Source organism: Paroceanicella profunda, assembly GCF_005887635.2.
GTDB lineage: Bacteria > Pseudomonadota > Alphaproteobacteria > Rhodobacterales > Rhodobacteraceae > Paroceanicella > Paroceanicella profunda.
The window spans coordinates 587995-605909 of sequence record NZ_CP040818.1 but is presented as its reverse complement, the minus strand read 5'-3'; the positions used below and the strand labels follow the sequence as shown (position 1 = coordinate 605909).

The 17915-nt window shown below is 74.5% G+C and carries 11 protein-coding genes; 6 read left to right on the top strand and 5 right to left on the bottom strand.

Going from position 1 to position 17915, the window contains the following annotated elements:
* Positions 1-382: 382 nt before the first annotated feature.
* From gltB to FDP22_RS02670, 6 genes are all read left to right on the top strand, one after another.
* A complete protein-coding gene (gene gltB / locus FDP22_RS02695; protein WP_138576433.1) occupies positions 383-4915 on the top strand; it encodes a glutamate synthase large subunit in 4533 nt (1510 codons plus the stop codon).
* A 297-nt stretch (positions 4916-5212) separates the two neighbouring features.
* Positions 5213-5926: a monofunctional biosynthetic peptidoglycan transglycosylase gene (mtgA, locus tag FDP22_RS02690; RefSeq protein ID WP_138576435.1), complete on the top strand. Its 714-nt coding sequence runs from the start codon at positions 5213-5215 to the stop codon at positions 5924-5926.
* Between the two features lie 140 nt (positions 5927-6066).
* Positions 6067-6861 (top strand): serine hydrolase, encoded by a 795-nt coding sequence (locus FDP22_RS02685; RefSeq protein ID WP_170317565.1) that lies wholly within the window; start codon positions 6067-6069, stop codon positions 6859-6861.
* Complete coding sequence (locus FDP22_RS02680; RefSeq protein ID WP_138576439.1) at positions 6858-7454, top strand: uracil-DNA glycosylase family protein; 597 nt, start codon at positions 6858-6860, stop codon at positions 7452-7454. The genes FDP22_RS02685 and FDP22_RS02680 overlap by 4 nt, the downstream gene beginning before the upstream one ends.
* Before the next feature lie 182 nt (positions 7455-7636).
* Complete coding sequence (locus FDP22_RS02675) at positions 7637-8575, top strand: alpha/beta fold hydrolase (protein ID WP_170317564.1); 939 nt, start codon at positions 7637-7639, stop codon at positions 8573-8575.
* A gap of 515 nt (positions 8576-9090) precedes the next feature.
* The gene (locus FDP22_RS02670; RefSeq protein WP_138576443.1) at positions 9091-9900 is read left to right on the top strand and encodes an SseB family protein; all 810 of its coding nucleotides are present in this window, start codon (positions 9091-9093) and stop codon (positions 9898-9900) included.
* Positions 9901-10458: 558 nt separating this feature from the next.
* Here the strand turns inward: FDP22_RS02670 and FDP22_RS02665 are convergent.
* From FDP22_RS02665 to FDP22_RS02640, 5 genes are all read right to left on the bottom strand, one after another.
* Positions 10459-12057 (bottom strand): ABC transporter ATP-binding protein, encoded by a 1599-nt coding sequence (locus FDP22_RS02665; RefSeq protein WP_138576445.1) that lies wholly within the window; start codon positions 12055-12057, stop codon positions 10459-10461.
* A complete protein-coding gene (locus FDP22_RS02660) occupies positions 12054-12890 on the bottom strand; it encodes an ABC transporter permease (protein ID WP_138576447.1) in 837 nt (278 codons plus the stop codon). Before FDP22_RS02660 ends, FDP22_RS02665 begins: the two co-directional genes overlap by 4 nt.
* Entirely contained in the window at positions 12887-13957 is a 1071-nt protein-coding gene (locus FDP22_RS02655; RefSeq protein WP_239031849.1) for an ABC transporter permease, read from the bottom strand. The genes FDP22_RS02660 and FDP22_RS02655 overlap by 4 nt, the downstream gene beginning before the upstream one ends.
* 20 nt (positions 13958-13977) lie before the next feature.
* The gene (locus FDP22_RS02645; RefSeq protein ID WP_138576449.1) at positions 13978-15585 is read right to left on the bottom strand and encodes an ABC transporter substrate-binding protein; all 1608 of its coding nucleotides are present in this window, start codon (positions 15583-15585) and stop codon (positions 13978-13980) included.
* 860 nt (positions 15586-16445) lie between these two features.
* Positions 16446-17801 (bottom strand): hypothetical protein, encoded by a 1356-nt coding sequence (locus tag FDP22_RS02640; RefSeq protein WP_138576451.1) that lies wholly within the window; start codon positions 17799-17801, stop codon positions 16446-16448.
* Positions 17802-17915 lie beyond the last annotated feature (114 nt).

The following is a 17915-nucleotide window of genomic DNA, read 5'->3' as shown; positions in this document are numbered from 1 at the left end:
CCGGCCCCGCCGGCAGACTGCGCACCGCCGGCCCTGCCGGCAGACGGCACACCGCCGGCCCCGCCGGCAGGCTGTACACCGCCGGCAGGCCGGATACCCCCGGCCCCGCCGGCGGATCGCCTCTCCCCGGCTTTGCCGGGACCGAGACCCGCCCCGGCCTGGCCGGGGCGCGATTGCCTCCCGGCCCTGCCGGTTTCTGACTGCCCGCCGGCCCTGCCGGCATCGGACAACCCGCCGGCCCTGCCGGCATCGGACAACCCGCCGGCCCTGCCGGCATCGGACCACCTGCCGGCCCTGCCGGCTCCCCGTTACAGCGCCGGCCCCGCCGGCCCTGGATGTCAACGCCCCGGAGGGGCCGCCCGTTTCTGAGAGGAGACCAGCCATGACCCGCACTGACGCCGAATGGGCCGCGGAGTATGACGCGAAGCGCAAGCGCCTCGCCGAGACCGGTCTCTACCGGGAAGACGACGAACACGCCTCCTGCGGCGTGGGCCTCGTCGTGGCCATCGACGGCAAGCCGCGCCGGCAGGTCGTCCAGAACGGCATCGCCGCGCTGCAGGCGCTCTGGCACCGCGGTGCGGTGGACGCCGACGGCAAGACCGGCGACGGCGCCGGCATCCATGTGGAGATCCCCACGGAGTTCTTCCGCGAGCAGATCCGCCGCACCGGCCATGAGCCCTCCGAGGCGCTGATCGCCGTCGGCATGGTGTTCCTGCCGCGCAACGATTTCTCCGCCCAGGAAACCTGCCGGACCATCGTGGAGACGGAAGTCCTGCGCATGGGCTATTACATCTACGGCTGGCGCCACGTGCCGGTGGATGTCTCGTGCCTCGGGGTGAAGGCGAACGCCACCCGGCCCGAGATCGAGCAGATCCTGATCTCCAACGTGAAGGGCGTGGACGAGGAAACCTTCGAGCGGGAGCTCTACGTCATCCGCCGCCGCATCGAGAAGGCGGCCGTGGCCGCCCAGGTGCGCGGGCTCTACCTGTGCTCGCTCTCCTGCCGCTCGGTGATCTACAAGGGCATGATGCTGGCCGAGCAGGTGTCGGTGTTCTACCCCGACCTGCAGGATGACCGGTTCATCTCCTCCTTCGCCATCTACCACCAGCGCTATTCCACCAACACCTTCCCGGAATGGTGGCTGGCGCAGCCCTTCCGCATGCTCGCCCACAACGGCGAGATCAACACGCTGAAGGGCAACCTGAACTGGATGCGCTCCCACGAGATCCGCATGGCCTCGGCCACGTTCGGGGAGCTGGCGGAGGACATCAAGCCGATCGTCACCGCGGGGTCGTCGGATTCCGCGGCGCTCGACGCGGTGTTCGAGGTGATGGTGCGGGCCGGCCGGCCGGCGCCGATGGCCAAGACCATGCTGGTGCCCGAGGCCTGGTCGAAGCACGCCACCTCGATGCCCGACGCCTGGCGCGACATGTACTCCTATTCCAACTCCGTGATGGAGCCCTGGGACGGCCCGGCCGCCCTGGCGATGACCGACGGCCGCTGGGTCTGCGCGGGCACGGACCGCAACGGGTTGCGCCCGGTGCGCTACGTGGTCACCGGCGACGGGCTGGTGATCGCGGGGTCGGAGGCCGGCATGGTTCCGGTGGACGAGAGCACGGTGAAGGAGAAGGGCGCCCTCGGCCCCGGCCAGATGATCGCGGTGGACATGAGCCGCGGCATCCTGCTGCGCGATGCCGAGATCAAGGATGAACTCGCCGCCTCGCGCCCGTTCTCCGAGTGGGTGAAATCCGTCACCGACCTGGAGGAGCTGGTGGAGGTGGAGCACGAGGCCGCCACCCATGCGGGCCACGAGCTGCGCCAGCGCCAGATCGCCGCCGGCTACTCCATCGAGGAGGTGGAGATGATCCTCGTGCCCATGGCCGAGGACGCGAAGGAGGCCATCGGCTCCATGGGCGACGACACGCCCTCCGCCGTGCTGTCGGACAAGTACCGGCCGCTGAGCCATTTCTTCCGGCAGAACTTCTCCCAGGTGACGAACCCGCCGATCGACAGCCTGCGCGAGGACCGGGTGATGTCGCTCAAGACGCGCTTCGGCAACCTCAAGAACGTGCTGGACCAGGACGGCTCGCAGACCGAGATCCTCTCGCTCGAGAGCCCGTTCGTGACCAACGGCCAGTTCGAGCGCATGAAGGTCTATTTCGGGGACAGCGCCCGCTCGGTGGACTGCACCTTCCCCGCCGACGGCTCGGACGCCGACATGCGCGAGGCGCTCGACCGCATCCGCACCGAGGCGGAGGAGGCCGTGCGCGCCGGCGCCGGGCACATCATCCTCACCGACGAGGCCCAGGGCGCGGACCGCATCGGCCTGCCGATGATCCTCGCCACCTCCGCCGTGCATTCCTGGCTGGTGTCCAAGGGGCTGCGCACCTTCTGCTCGCTCACCGTGCGGGCGGCGGAATGCATCGACAGCCACTACTTCGCCGTGCTCATCGGCTGCGGTGCCACCACGGTGAACGCCTATCTGGCGCAGGACACGCTGGCGGACCGCATCGAGCGCGGCCTGCTGGACATGACCCTGAAGCAGGCCATGGCCCGCTACCGCACGGCCATCGACCAGGGCCTGCTCAAGATCATGTCGAAGATGGGCATCTCGGTGATCTCCTCCTACCGCGGCGGGCGCAACTTCGAGGCCGTGGGCCTCTCGCGCGCCATGGTGGCGGAGTTCTTCCCCGGCATGCATTCGCGCATCTCCGGCATCGGCATCGCCGGCATCTTCCAGAAGGTGTCGGGCGTGCACGCGCGCGCCTGGCGCGAGGGCGTGGACATGCTGCCCATCGGCGGCATCTACAAGGCCCGCAAGTCCGGCGAGGCGCATGCCTGGGGCGCGCAGATGATGCACATGCTGCAGTCGGCCTGCGACCGGGGCTCCTTCGAGACCTGGAAGAAATACTCCGCCGCGATGCGCACCCGCCCGCCGATCCACCTGCGCGACCTGCTGGACTTCAAGCCGCTGGGCAAGCCCGTGCCTCTGGAGGAGGTGGAGAGCATCACCGCCATCCGCAAGCGGTTCGTCACGCCCGGCATGTCGCTCGGCGCGCTTTCCCCTGAGGCGCACAAGACGCTCAACGTCGCGATGAACCGTATCGGCGCGAAGTCCGATTCGGGCGAGGGCGGCGAGAGCCCGGAGCATTTCGTGCCCGAGCCCAACGGCGACAACCCCTCGGCCAAGATCAAGCAGGTGGCCTCCGGGCGCTTCGGCGTCACGGCGGAATACCTCAACCAGTGCCAGGAGCTGGAGATCAAGGTGGCGCAGGGCGCGAAGCCCGGCGAGGGCGGCCAGTTGCCCGGCTTCAAGGTGACCGAGCTCATCGCCAAGCTGCGGCATTCCACGCCCGGCGTGACGCTGATCTCGCCGCCGCCGCACCATGACATCTACTCGATCGAGGATCTCGCGCAGCTCATCTACGACCTGAAGCAGATCAACCCCGATGCGAAGGTCTGCGTGAAGCTGGTGAGCTCCTCCGGCGTGGGCACCATCGCGGCCGGCGTGGCGAAGGCGAAGGCCGATGTCATCCTGATCTCGGGCCATAACGGCGGCACCGGTGCCAGCCCGCAGACCTCCATCAAGTACGCCGGTCTCCCCTGGGAGATGGGCCTCACCGAGGCGCATCAGGTGCTGGCGATGAACAACCTGCGCGAGCGGGTGACCCTGCGCACCGATGGCGGGCTGCGCACCGGCCGCGACATCGTCATCGCCGCGATGATGGGGGCCGAGGAATACGGCATCGGCACCGCGGCGCTCATCTCCATGGGCTGCATCATGGTGCGCCAGTGCCAGTCCAACACCTGCCCGGTGGGGGTCTGCGTGCAGGACGAGGCTCTGCGCAAGAAGTTCACCGGCACGGCGGAGAAGGTGGTGAACCTCATCACCTTCTACGCCCAGGAGGTGCGCGAACTGCTGGCCCAGCTCGGCGCGCGCTCTCTCGACGAGGTGATCGGCCGGGCCGACCTGCTCGCGCAGGTGAGCCGCGGCGCGGAGCATCTCGACGACCTCGACCTGAACCCGATGCTGATCAAGATCGACGACGGGGCGCATGTCTACGACCGCGCGCGCCCGCGCAACGCGGTGCCCGACACGCTGGATGCCCAGATCGTCGATGACGCGAAGCCGTTCTTCAAGGACGGGGAGAAGATGCAGCTCTCCTACGCCGTGCAGAACACGCATCGCACCATCGGCACCCGGGTTTCGAGCCATATCGTGCGCAAGTTCGGCATGCGGAACTCGCCGTTGCAGCCCGACCACCTGACGGTGAAGCTCTCCGGCTCCTGCGGCCAGTCCCTCGGGGCCTTTGCGGCGCCGGGGCTGAAGATCGAGGTGTCGGGAGACGCGAACGACTACGTGGGCAAGGGGCTTTCGGGCGGCATCATCGTGGTGCGCCCGCCGCTGGGGTCGCCGCTGGTGGCACATGAGAACACCATCATCGGCAACACGGTGCTCTACGGGGCGACGGCGGGCCGGCTCTTCGCCGCCGGCCGCGCCGGCGAGCGCTTCTGCGTGCGCAACTCCGGCGCCACGGTGGTGGTGGAGGGCTGCGGCTCCAACGGCTGCGAGTACATGACCGGGGGCATGACGGTGATCCTCGGCCGCACGGGCGACAATTTCGGCGCCGGGATGACAGGGGGCATGGCCTTCGTCTATGACGAGGACGGAACCTTCGAGGATCGCATCAATGCCGAGAGCATCGTCGTTCAGCCGCTTGCCTCCGCCCATTGGGAGGGCGTGCTGCGCGCGCTCGTCGAGGAGCATGTCGCCGAGACCGGCTCGGCCCGGGGCGCGGAGATGCTGCGCAACTGGGACATCGCCCTGCCGAAGTTCCGGCAGGTCTGCCCGCGCGAGATGCTGGCCCGGCTCGTGCATCCGCTCTCCGATGCGGGTGTGGCCCGCAGCGCCTGAGGCCCGGATGACCCTCCGGCCGGCGCCGCCCCTCGCGGGCGGGGCCGGCCCCCACTGCGCCTCGGGCCCCCGCGGTGCATCGGCTGCCCACTCCGCCTCGGGCCCCCGCGGTGCCGGGTTCAGGCGCGGGCACTGCGGACCGGGCCTGTCTGGTCTCCGCCTCGCCGGGGCGCCGTCCGTCGCCGGCCGTCCCGGCACCGGGCCCCTGCGGCCCGGCGCTCTGCCACTGTGGCCCGGCGCTGCGGCCCTGTGGCCCGGCGCTCTGCCCTGCACATCCGGCCTGCCGCGGGAGGCCGGATGAGGCGCCCCCGCCTGCGCCTGCGCCTGCCACGGCTGGTGCGTTTCGCGCTGCGCCTCCTCCTGCGCTGGGGCCTGCGGCTGGCGGCGCTGTGCCTCCTCTGGGTGCTGCTCTACCGGTTCGTGAACCCGCCGGTGACGCCCTATCAGGTGTCCGAATGGGTGCGGCTGGGCGAGATCCGCCGCGAGTGGACCAGCCTGGAGGACATGAGCCCCTGGATGCCCCGCGCCGCCGCCGCCGCGGAGGACGCGCATTTCTGCAGCCACTGGGGCTTCGATCTCGACGCCATCCGTGACGCGATGGCCGACAGCTCCCGCCTGCGCGGCGCCTCCACCATCTCCCAGCAGGTGGCCAAGAACGCCTTCCTCTGGCAGGGGCGGAGCTGGCTGCGCAAGGGGCTGGAGGCCGGGTTCACCGTGCTCATCGAGCTCACCTGGCCGAAGGCGCGCATCATGGAGGTCTACCTCAACATCGCCGAGATGGACGAGGGCGTCTTCGGCGTGGAGGCCGCGGCGCAGCGCTACTTCGACACCTCCGCCGCGAAGCTCAGCCTCGGGCAGGCCGCGCGCATCGCCGCCATCCTGCCGGACCCGAAGGGCCGCTCCGCCTCCCGCGCCAGCGCCTTCGTGCAACGCCGGGCCAACAGCGTGGCCCGCGGCGCCGAGACCCTGCTGGCCGAAAAGCGCTCCGCCTGTTTCGAGGTCGAGAGGTGAACGGCCCGCGCCCAGAACGCTCCGGCAGCCCGCCCGCCGGGCTGCCGCCGGGGATGCTCCGCGCGCGGCTCACGGCTGACGGGCGGCTGAGCCACGGGGGGGCCGCTCCCGCCCCCGGGCCGGAGGGGGCGGGCGCCCCGGTGCCCTGGTGGAGCCTCACCAAGACCTTCATCGCCGTGCTCACCCTGCGGGCGGCGGCGGCCGGGCGGCTCGGGCTCGACACGCCCCTGCCGGAGCGGGCGGTGACCCCGCGCCAGCTCCTCGGCCACCGGGCCGGCCTTCCGGACTACGGCGGCTGGCCGGAGTATGCCGCCGCCGTGGCCTCCGGTGCGCCGCCGTGGAGCGATGCCGCGCTGCTGGCCCGCATGCCGCCGCCCGCGCCGGCCCCGGCGCCCTTCGCCTATTCCAACATCGGCTTCCTGGTGCTGCGCCGCCATCTCGAGACTGTCGAGGGGCAGGGGCTCGGCGCGCTGCTCGCCGGTCTGCTGGGGCCGCTCGGGCTCACCGCGCGGCTGGCGGAGACACCGCAGGACATGCGGACCACGGCCTTTCCCGGCGGGTGGGCCTGCCACCCGGGCTGGGTGTTTCACGGCACGCTCATCGGCCCGGTGGCGGAGGCGGCTCTGGCGCTGGGCGCCCTGTTCGACGGGCGCCTGCTGGGGCCGGAGGCGCTGGCCGCGTTGCGCTGCGCGCGGCCCCTGGAGCAGGCCGCGCCGCCGCCCTGGCTGGCGCCGGGCTATGCGCTGGGGCTGATGAGCGGCACGCTCGACACGGGCGCCGGCCCGTGCCGGGTGGAGGGGCATGGCGGCGCGGGCCCCGGCAGCACGCTGGCCGCCTTCCGCTTCCCCTCCGGCACCATCGCCGTCTGCGCCGCGGCGGAGGCCCCGGGCGTCACGCTGCGCGCTGCCTGCGCCCTTGCCGGGGCGTCGGCGTGACGGAGGCGCCGGACCCCCTCGCGCGCGAGATCGCGGGATGCAGGATCTGCGCCGCGCGCTTCGCCGCCACGCGCACCCGCCATGCGCCGCGCCCGGTCGTCCGCCTCTCCGCCACCGCGCCGGTGCTGATCGCGGGGCAGGCGCCGGGCGCCCGGGTCCATGCCTCCGGCCTGCCGTTCGACGATGCCTCCGGCGACCGGCTGCGCGGCTGGCTGGGGGTGGACCGGGCGGCCTTCTATGACCGGGACCGCTTCGCCATCCTGCCGATGGGCTTCTGCTTCCCCGGCTATGACGCGCGCGGCGCGGACCTGCCGCCGCCGCCCGTCTGCGCCGCCACCTGGCGGGCCCGGGCGCTGGCGGCGATGCCGCAGCTGCGCCTCACGCTGCTGATCGGCGGGCACGCGCAGGGCTGGCATCTCGGCCGGCGCCGCCCGGTCACCGAAACCGTGGCGGACTGGCGCGCCCGTCTGCCCGGGCTGCTGCCGCTGCCGCACCCGTCGTGGCGCAACACCGGGTGGCTGAAGCGCAATCCCTGGTTCGAGGAGGAGGTGGTTCCGTGGCTGCGTGGCGAGATTTCCCGGCTGCTGGCATGAGGTGGCGTGCCGCCGCGCGGGCCGTCCGTGCCCGGCTCTCCGCCCGCGCCCGACCTTCCACCGGTGCCCGGCTATCCGCCGGTGCCCGGATTTCCGCCTGTGCTCGGCCATGCGCCTGCGCCTTGCTTTCCTCCTGTGCCCGGCTAACCGCCCGTGCCCGGCCAGCCGCCTGCGCGCTGCCGGTGGCCCGTGCGCCGCGCTCCGCCTGTGCCCTTGTGGCGGCCTGCGCCCTGCTGGCGGGTTGTGCCGCGCCCCCGGGTGCCGCCCCGATCGGCCCCCTGAGCCTCTCGGACGACGCGCTTTGGGCCGCGGGGGCCAGCCTGCCCCTGTCGCACTGGGCGGCGGAGGGGCCGCCGCGCGCCGTCATCCTCGGGCTGCACGGCTATGGCGACTATGCCGCCTCCACCTTCGCCGAGGCCGGCCCGGCCTGGGCGGCGCGCGGCATCGAGGTCTATGCCTATGATCAGCGCGGCTTCGGCCACAACGCCGATCGCGGCCAGTGGCCCGGCCCGGACGCGCTGATCGACGACCTGGCGGAGGTGGCCCGGGCCGTGGCCGCGCGCCATCCCGGCCTGCCGCTCTTCGTGGTCGGCCATTCCATGGGCGGCGGGGTGGCGCTGGCCGCGGCGGGCGAGGGGCGGCTGCCGGAAGCCTCCGGCCTCGTCCTGCTCGCCCCGGCGGTCTGGGGCGGCGCCACGCTGCCGCTGCCCTACCGCGCCTCGGCCTGGATCGTGGAGCAGCTCGTGCCCGACAAGCGCTGGACGGGCGACGGCGTGGTGGAGATCCAGGCCTCCGACAACATCCCCATGCTGCTGGCCCTCGGCGCGGACCCGCTGGTGATCCACGCCCCGGCCAGCCGCGACTTCATGGGGCTGATCCGGCTGATGGACCGTGCCGTCGCCGCCGCGCCGCACGACCCGCTGCCCACGCTGATGGTCTACGGCGCCCATGACGAGGTGGTGCCGGAGGAGCCGGTGCGCGCGGCCTACGCGGCCCTGCCGTCGCCGAAGCGCTTCGACTTCGTGCCCGGCGGCTGGCACATGCTGCTGCGCGATCTCGATGCCGCCCGGGTGCATGCCGGCGTGGCGGACTGGGTGCTGTCCGGTGCCGGCGGGTCCTGACGGGCCGGCCGGCGCCGCCTTCCGACCGCACGCGCCGGTCAGGACCCCGCGGGGAGAAGGCCGTGCCCGCCGCCGATCCGCGATCCGTCACGGCGCCCGGAGGGTGACAGGCCGCGCGGCTTCCGGTGCGCGCGGTCTGCGGCGCGGGCATGGTTCCGGCCCGCCGGTCGTCGCGCGGCGCGCCGGCAGCGTCTCCGTCCACGGGTGCCGGAAGGGCGGGGATGCCGTATCGCCGCCTTCGCCCCCGTCCGCGCCGCTTCGGGATGTGCCCCTCCGGGCGGCCTGACGGCTGGCCTGACCGCCGACCCGGACTGTCCGCGGGCGGGCGCGGGGCCTCGCAGCTCGGCTCTCAACCTGCTGCGGAGGGCGCGCGGCTGTCGCGTCGCGCCATCGGATCGCCTGGGCGGGGGCTGTCGGCTTCCGTGGGGCCCCGGGGGGTTGCCCCCGGGCGCGGAATGGGTCATCCCGTGGGCTGAGGGCCGCGCTGTGCGGCCGGGACGGCGATGAGGCAGGCGATGGACGCGGAGCAGCGGACGGCACTGGATGCGGCGCATGCGGCGATGGAGGCCGCCCCGGAGGACGTGGCGGCGCGGATGCGCTTCTACGAGCGGCTGGCGGGGGCGGAGCTGTTCCTGCTCCTCGACGCGGAGCCCGCCGAGGGCGCCACCACCCTCAGCCCGATGATCCTGCCCACCGGCGAGGGCGACGTGGCGCTGGTGTTCGACACCGAGGAGCGCATGGCCGGCTTCGTCGACGCGCCCACACCCTTTGCCGCGCTCTCCGGGCGCCGGCTGGCGGCGCTGCTGGCGCAACGCGACATCACGCTGGGGCTGAACCTGGGCGTGGCGCCCTCCGCGATCCTGCTGCCGCCCGAGGCGCTGGGCTGGATGGGCGAGGTGCTGGGCGCGGAGATCTCCGAGGAGAGCCTGGTGCCGGAGCGCATCGGCCGGCCCAAGGTGATCGAGGCGCGGGTGATCGCGCTGGACGAACGCCTGGCCGGGTTGGCGGGGATCGTCGGCGGCGCCTGGCTGGCCAACGCGGTCTATCCCGGCGGCGCCGAGGCCCCGGTGCTCGCGCTCACCGACGTGCCCGAGGGCGCGCGGGGCGCCGTGGCCGAGGCGCTGGCGGAGACGCACCGGCTCTCCGGCCCCGACACGGCGGTGCTCGACATCGTGTTCCTCGATGCGCAGAGCCCGGTGCTCGCGGCGTTCCGCCGGCACGGCATCGGCTTCGAACTGCCCGAGCCGCAGCCCGAGCCGGAGATGAAGCCGATCCCCGGCGCCGCCCCCGGCATGGACCCGTCGAAACCGCCCCGCCTGCGCTGAACCCCCGCGCTGCCGCACCCGCATTGCGCGGGCTGCACCGAACGGCCGGGGCCGAGCCGCCTGAGCCGAGCGGACAGCGCCGAGCCGCTTGTACCGGGCGGGCAATGCTGTGCAGCCGGCGCTGAGCCGCCCGTGTCGCGCGGACGACGCTGAGCAGCCGGCGCTGAGACGCCTGTGCCGAGCGGACAGCGCTGAGCGGCTGGCGTTGAGGCACCTGTGGTGGACGCCCGCGCTGCACCGCCTGTGTCGAGCGGCCCGGGGCTGAGCCGTCTGGCCTGAGCGGCGCGGCCCTCCGCCGGACCTCCCGGGGCGCAGGGCCCTCGCCCCCCGCCCCGGTGTGCGGCCCGGCGGGGTGCGCCGGGGGGCGGGAGAGGCGGCCAGGGCCTGTCGCTCACCGGTTTCCTGCGGTGCGACGGGCGGCTCGGGCCGTGAGCGCCGCACCTGCCGCCTTGCCCGCAGCGGGGTGCCGGTTGCCATGGGGCACCTGTCGCCTTGCATGCTGCGTGCGGCTCCGGCCGTGAGCGCCGCGGCGGCGGCCTTGCGCGCGGTGTGCCGCCCTCACCCCCGCGCGGCGGCGATGAGCGCCTGGCTGTGCGGGTGCCCGGGCGCGGCGAAGAGACGGTCCGGCGGGGCGTCCTCCACGATGCGCCCGGCCTGCATCACCACCACCCGGTCGCACATCAGGCGCAGCACCTCGAGGTCATGGCTCACCAGCAGGCAGGTGAGGCCGAGCTGCGCGCGCAGGCGCTCCAGCAGGTGCAGAACGCCGGCCTGGACGTGCATGTCGAGCGCGGCGGTGGGTTCGTCGAGCACCAGAAGCCGCGGCGCGGGCGCGAGCGCGCGCGCGAGGCCGACCCGTGCGCGCTGCCCGCCGGAAAGCGCGCCGGGCAGTCGGGTCAGCAGTGCGGGATCAAGGCTCACCTGCCCGGCCAGCTCCGCCACCCGTGCGGCGAGCGCCGCGCCGCGCAGCCCGGTGAGCCGGCGCAAGGGCTCGGCGATGGCCTCCGACACCGGGCGCCGCGGGGTGAGGCTGTCGAGCGGGTCCTGGAACACCAGTTGCACCGCGCCGCGCGCCGGATGCGCGTGGAAACGGCGGGCCGGGCAGGCGGCGAGATCGGTGCCGTCCAGCAGGATGCGGCCCGTGTCCGGGTCCTCCAGCCGCGCGATGATGCGCGCCAGCGTGGTCTTTCCGGCGCCGCTCTCCCCCGTGAGGCCGACGCAGCTTCCCGGGGCGAGGTCCAGGCTGATGTCCTGCAGGCCACCGCCGCCGCGCCCGAAGCGCTTGCCGAGGCCGCGCAGGGAGAGCAGCGGCGGGCCGGCCGGCGCCGGGCGGCGGGGCGGCAGGGCGGGCGCCTGCGGATCCAGCTCCGCCAGCCCGCGCCCCGGGGCGGGGCAGGCGGCGAGCAGGCGCCGGGTCCGGGGCTGTTCCGGATGCCGGAAAATCCGCTCCGCCGGCCCGGCCTCGATCACCCGGCCGCCCTCCATCACCGCCACCCGGTCACACAGCCGGGCCGCGAGGCGCAGGTCGTGGGAGATGAGCACCAGCGCCATGCCCCGGCTGCGGCAGAGCCTGTCGAGCAGCGCGACCACCGCCGCGCGGCCGGGGCCGTCGAGTCCGGTGGCAGGTTCATCGGCCACCAGCAGCCGCGGCCCGCAGGCCAGGGCGGCGGCGATGGCGACACGCTGGCACTGGCCGCCGGAGAGCCGGTGCGCCACGGCCCCGGCCACCGCCCCGGGCTCCGCCAGCCCGGCCTCGCCCAGCAGGTCCAGCGCCCGCGCCCGCGCCGCGGTGCGCGACAGCGCGGCATGGGCCTGCAGCGCATCGGCGATCTGGTCCCCGGCGCTGCGCACCGGGTTGAGGCTGGCGCGCGCGTCCTGGAACACCATCGCGAGGCCCGCGCCGCGCAGGCCCCGGGGCGGGCCGGCAGTGATGTCCCGCCCGTCGAAGCTCACCGTTCCGGACGTGATCCGCCCGTCGGGCGGCAACAGGCCGAGGGCGGCGCGCAGGGCGGTGGTCTTGCCCGAGCCGCTGGCCCCGATCAGCCCCAGCCGCCCTCCCGGCGCCACCGCGAGATCGACCCCGCGCAGCGCCGGAACCGTGTCCGGGCCGGTGCCATACGCCACGTGGAGGCCGCGGAGCGCGAGCAGCCCGGTCATCCGCGCGACCTGCGCGCGCCGCCTGCGCCGGGCGCGGCGAGGTCGCGCAGCGCGTCGCCCGCCAGGCTGAAGCACAGCACCGAGGCGGCGATGGCGAGGCCGGGGCAGGCGGTGAGCCACCATTTCCCGGCCGCGAGATAGCGCGCACCTTCCGCCACCATGATGCCCCATTCCGCCGTCGGCGGCGCGATCCCCAGACCGAGGAACGACAGGCCTGCCGCGTTCAGCAGCGCCCAGCCCAGTGTCACCGAGGCCTGGACGGCGAGGAGCGGGGCAATCTCCGGCAGCAGGAACCGTGTCACCACGCGGACGGGGCCGTTGCCCGCCAGCCGCGCCGCCTCCACCCAGCCCGCGCTGCGCCGCGCCGCGGTTTCGCTGCGGGCAAGGCGGATGAAGACGGGCAGGTTGATCGCCGCCGTGGCCAGCACGATGGCGCGTTCGGAGGGCCCGAGCACGGCGATCAGCGCCATGGCAAGCACGAAGAGCGGGAAGGCCATCGCCACCTCGACGAGCCGGCCGAGCACGCGGTCCGCCCAGCCGCCGGCATAGCCCGAGAGCGCACCCAGCGTGGCCCCCACCCCCGCCGAGAGCGCCACCGCGCCGAGGGCGAGCCGCAGGTCCAGCCGGGCGGCGTGGAGCAGGCGGCTGGCGACATCGCGGCCGATCTGGTCCGTGCCCGCCCAGTGCCGGGCCGAGGGCGGCGCGAGGGCCGGGCCGGCGGCGGAGGCCAGCGGGTCGAAGGGCGCCAGCGCCGGGCCCAGGACCGCGACCAGCGCCAGCACCGCCACCCCGCCCAGCCCCGCGAGGGCCAGCCCGCCGGGCCGCCGCCTCATGCCGGCAGCATCCTTGGGTCAAGCAGCAGCGCCAGCAGGTCCACCGCCAGGTTGAGCACCACGAACACCGCCGCCATGGTGAGCACGACGCCCTGCACGGCGGCGAAATCCGCTGCGCGAAAGGCCTCCACCGCGTAGCGCCCGATGCCGGGCCAGGCGAACACGCTCTCCACCAGCGCGCTCGCCCCCAGCATCGCGGCGAAGAGCGTGGCCGAGACGGTGAGCACGGGCACCGCCGCCGTGCCGACCCCCCAGGTCCACAGCCGTTGCCGCCGGGTGAGGCCGAGGGCCCTGGCATTGAGCATGTAGCCGCTGTCGAACACCGCGATCAGCGCCGCGCGCGTCACCCGCATCAGCGGGGCGGCAACGAACAGCGCCATCGTGAGCGATGGCAGCACCAGACGGGAGGCTGCGTCGCGAAAGGCAGCGGCATCGCCGGCCAGCAGCGTGTCGACCAGCGCGAGCCCGGTCCGCGGGGCGGGCGGCGCGGCGAAGACGTCGAACCGCCCGGTCGGGTCCGGCGCCCAGCCGAGCAGGTGGTAGAACACCAGGATCAGCAGCAGCCCGGTAACGAAGCTCGGCAGCGCCGCGCCCAGGGCCGCGACGAGCCGCAGGAGGTGGTCGAGCGGCCCGCCCGGCCACCGCGCCGCCAGCAGGCCGCAGGGCAGCGCCACCAGGAGCGCCAGCGCGAAGCCGCAGAGCGTGAGCTCCAGCGAGGCCGGCAGCCGCGCGGCGATGTCGGCGCTGACCGGCTGCCCGGTGAGCAGCGAGCGCCCCAGGTCCCCCCGGGCGAGGCTGCCCAGATACCCGGCGAACTGCGCGGGCAGCGGCGCGTCGAGCCCGAGCTGCGCGCGGATGGCCGCCCGCTCGGCCGCGTCGCCGCCGGGGCTGGAGGCGATCAGGCTGGCCGGGTCCCCCGGCAGCAGCCGCATCAGCGCGAAGCACAGCGCCAGCACCCCGAAGAGCGCCGGCACCGTGGCCGCGAGGCGCAGCGCCAGCCCCCGGGCCAGCGCCGTGCCGCGCCGCGGCGCCGGCCCCGGTGCCAGTCCGGACCCCGGTCGCGACACAGGCCGCGCCCGCACGGGGGTCAGCCCCGCTCGAGCTGACGGAAGTCAGCCTTGTAGAAATAGCTGGTGGTATAGCCCTGCAGGTCCTGCGCCAGCGCGATGTCCTGCACCGGCCGCCAGAGCGGCGCCATCGGCACGTCCTCGGCCGCCAGCGCCACCAGCCGGCGGGCGATGGCCTCATAGGCCTCGGCATCGGGCTCGAAACGCGCCTTCGGCAGCAGCGCCTCCACCTCCGGGTTGGCCCAGCCGGGGAAGTTCCAGCGCTGGTCGCCCGAGAGGAAGATGCGGAAGAAATATTCCGTGGAGGGAAACAGCGCCACCGAGCTTTCCATCAGCAGCGGCGCGCTGCGCGCGGTGATCACCTCGGCCATCTGCGCGTCCGGCAGCTTGCGGATGCGCAGCCGGATGCCCAGGCGCGACAGGGCTTCCTGAGCCAGCGCGGCGGCCGGGTCCGCCCAGGTGGCCTTGGATACCCCGTAGAACAGCTCGGTGTCGAACCCGTCGGCCAGTCCGGCCTGCGCCAGCAGGGCCGCGGCCGCATCCATGTCGGTGTCGAAGGGCATCGGCTGGGGGAAATCGCCGCTTGGAGGCTCGGTCCAGCCGGCGCCGGACAGCGCCTCGCCGCGGCCCGAGGCGGCCTGTTCGAACATCTGCGCATAGGGCAGGGCAAGGGCCACGGCCCGGCGCACCCGCGCATCGTCGAACGGCGCCATCCGCGTGTTGAAGCACAGCGCGGTGAAGCCAGAGGGCTTTGCCGCCGTCAGCACCCGCGGCGCGCCCGCCCGCTCGAACCGCTCGATGTCGGCGGGCAGCAGGTCGAGGCAGAGGTCCGCGTCCCCGCGCTCGATCAGCAGCGCCCGGGTGGAGGGGTCCGGCACGGCCTGCACGATCACCCGGCCCAGCCCGGGCCGCGGGCCGCTCTTCCACGCCTCGAACCGGGTGAGCACCACCTGCGTGCCGTCCGGGCTCATGCGCTCGACCCGGTAGGCGCCCCCCGCGGCGGTGTTGGTGCGCAGCCAGTCCGTGGCCCAGGGGTCCTGCGCCGTGGCATGGGCCCGGGCGGCGCGGGAGTTCATCATCGGGGCATGCACTGTGGCGAGATTGGGCAGGGCCAGCCGGTCCGCCCGGGGCAGGCTCACGCGGACGCAGCACGGGTCCAGGATGCGGATCTGCGACGGGTCGGCGAGCGAGCCGGTTGCAAGCTGCGCCCGCCCCATCGTCTCGGCCGAAACCGCCCGGTCCAGCGACCATTTCACGTCCTCGGCGGTCACCGGGGTGCCGTCATGCCAGGTCGCGTCGGGGCGCAGCCGGAAGGTGAGGGTGAGCCCGTCCGCGCTGCGGCTCACGCTCTCGCAGAGCTCCGGTTCGATGGTGTCGAAGTCGAAGGTCCAGGCCGCGCCCTCGCGCTTGCGCCCGAAGCGCACCAGCCGGTCATAGACATTGGCGCTCAGGCCCATCGCCTCGCGGCTGTTGCCGAAGCCCACCGGGTCCAGCCCGTTCCACACCGTGCCGACGACATAGCGCACCGTGTCGGCGCGGCTGTCGGCCAGGGCGGCGCGGGGCAGCACCGGGGCGAGGGCGCCGGCGGCGGCGGTGAGCAAAACGCTTCTGCGGGTGAGGTCCGTCACGTCCTGTTCCTCCTGGTCTCTGCGTGCCGCCTCCCATACCCGGTTTCCGCGTCCCTCGCCACAGGACGGCCGCCGCGCCGGCGATTTGTTCGCGCGCCGGGCACGGAGCGCCGGCGGGATGACCGGGCGCGGACCCCTGAGACCTCTGCCGCCGGCCTGCAAGGTGTGTCCCGTCGGACGTGTCGCTCGGCCCGGGCCGGCAGGAGGTGTTTCCGGGATGTCCCGTGCCGATCGCCGCCTGCCCGGCGTCTTCCGGATCGCCGGGGAGGGGGGCGTCTCACTCAACCGCGGCCGGCCGAGCTTTCTCGCAGCGGTCCGTCCGGCACGGGCGCAGTCCCTGCCATGGCTGAGACGGATCGACGCCCCGCCGTTGAACGGATCCGGCCGCCCCTTTTCCATGCAGGGCGGCTGCATGACGGTTCAGCCCTCGGGGCGTGGGCCTCTCTCTGCCCTTGCGGCCGAAGCCCGGGACTGTCCGTGCCGGGCCTGGCGATGCCCGCTCCGTGCTCGGCGCCCTCTCCGACGGGGACCCTGCTCAACCGGATATCGGGAGCATCCGCACAGCCCGGGAGCGTGACGCCCCCGGCTGCCCTCAATGACGCCGGGCGCGAGGTGGACGGCCGGGGCGTTGGAGGAGATCCCGGCCACGATCCGCTCCACTGTCGAAGCGCCGGGCCGGACGGTGACCCTGTGGGCCCCGTCTCGCCCGGCACCGGGGAGCGGCAGGGCCGGGGCGCCGACGCCATCGCCGCGGTGGAGCGCATCGAGCGCGGCTCGGACCGGGTGGCCGAATGTGTGCCGGCTCGAAGGGATCGCCTTCCCCGCGCTCAATGCCCTGATCGGGGCGGGCGCGGGAGCGCCTAGCGCGCCACGTAGAGCGACAGCGCCGCGGCGCTGCCGGCCGGCACCTTCAGCGCATCGGCCGCGGCGGTTGACAGGGAGGCGGCCTGGTCGAGGCGCATCTCGGCCGGTAGCAGGGTGATCTGCGCGGTCGCGCCGGTCGCTTCGACCATGGCCCAACCGGCGGTCTCCGTCTCGACCATCGGTGTCCGCACCCAGGTCCCCGCCTTCCCGCCGGGTGCGACCTCCGCCGGAGTGGACCCGATCCAGCGGCCGGGAACGCGTGGCAACGGGGCGGCCGGCGCGGCGGCAACCGGTGCCGCTGCGGCCGGAACGCGCTCCCGGGCGGGCGTCGCCGCCGCAACCGCCATCGGGGCCGCGGCCCGGGGCGGAGCGACCTGCGCCGTCGACGCCGCACTCTCCGCGGAAGAGGCGATCTCGGCGCGCGCATCCTGTTCCGCGCGCAGGATATCGGCGACCAGCCCGGTGAGCTCCGGCCGGGGCGTCTCGACCGGCGGGGGAGCGGACGTGGCAGTGGCCGCCGCCGCTGGCGACCCGGCTGCCGCCGGGGCTGCGGCCACCGTCGGGGAGGTGGCTGACGTCGGAGAGGTGGCTGCCGCCGAGGATGCGGTCGCCGCCGGGGATCCGGTCCCCGACGGGGTTGCTGTCGCAGCCGGGGACATGGCCGCCGCCGGGGAAGGCGCCGGCGGCTGGATGGCGGCCCGCGCATCGGCAGTCGCGCCAGGGCGCGTTGCGTGGGCCGGAGGGGCCGTCACCCGGGGCGCCTGCGCCGTGGGGGTGTCATCCTCGGCCGGCGGGCCGGCCTCCGCCGGGGGGACCTCCTGCTCCAGGAAGCCGAACAGGCGGGCCACCAGGGTGGGGCCGCTGTCATCCGGCGCGGCCGCTGGCGCGCTGGCGGATTCGGGGGCCACCGCACAATTGTCCGGCAGGCAGCCGAGGCCCGTGATCCAGTCTCCCGCGTCGCGGGCGACGCGGTCGGTCAGCTGCGCGGTGGCGGATCCGAGGGTGCCGCCGGGGCGCGGCAGGGGCCGGGCCTCGCTGCGGGCGAGCGGGGTGCCGGCAGGGTCGGACAGGGCGTAGCGCACCGCGAGCGTGTCGCCCGGGCCCGGCTCCGCCGCGATGGTCATGCGCAGGGCCAGGGGGCCTGCCATGTTCGCGCCGAGCTGGCGCATCGCGCGGCGCAGGACATCCTCGAGCCCGGCCTCGCTGCCCGGCACGCTCTCCGCGACCCAGGCCGGCAGTGGCGCGGGGGACGCCGCAACATCGACGCGGGCGATCCGCGCCGCGGTGGCCCAGCCGGTCGGAACCGTCTGCGCGCTGAGGACGACCGGCAGGGCAGCGGCCAGGGCCGCCAACCCGCTCAGTCGACCGAAACAGGCCCGGGATCGGGGCATGGGACTCTCGCTTTCCTGTCAGGCTCGCGCCAACCTAGAGCCGGCGCGCAGGTGCGGCAAGAGCGGGTTCGCCCC